Below are 484 nucleotides of genomic sequence, written 5' to 3' on the forward strand. Positions count from 1 at the left end.
GTCTATAATTATCCGTTTGCCCAAGAATATTCAGATTGTCCGCTTTTAATTCATCCTTTAAGGCGTCCATAAAAAGATATAAATCTTCTTCTTCTCTGAAACCATTTTTATTAAATGATACTTCAAAACCCTCTAATTCAATTTCTCCGAATAAACGTCTGTATCTAAAACTACCAGACTGTCCAAATATAACAGTTGGGAAATACCTCTCATCTCCTCCTCCAACAATTACTCGACCTCGACGCATTAACACTAAACCATTTGCTCCATTTTGGATTTTATCAAGTATTGCTATGAATCCTTTTGCTTTATATTCCCCCATTTCAAAATCTATTTCTTTTCTCCAAAGAATATTTTCACCATCAGGAGTTTTATAGAAAGGGGCATAAAGTATTCCATAATCTGGTGCTTCAAGACTTTGACCATTTACAATGATCTCAACATTCCCAGTTCTAAGGAACTGTCTCTAAATACTTGATAAGTG

Annotated in this window: 1 pseudogene; it reads right to left on the reverse strand. The window is 34.1% G+C overall.

The features are described from left to right. Positions 1-322, reverse strand: a pseudogene (locus tag AB5935_RS23630) (hypothetical protein); the annotation flags it as partial. Between the last annotated feature and the right edge of the window lie 162 nt (positions 323-484).

The organism is Phocaeicola sp. RTP21198st1_B8_RTP21198_201120, from assembly GCF_040929485.1.
In the GTDB taxonomy this organism is placed as follows: Bacteria; Bacteroidota; Bacteroidia; order Bacteroidales; family Bacteroidaceae; genus Phocaeicola; species Phocaeicola dorei.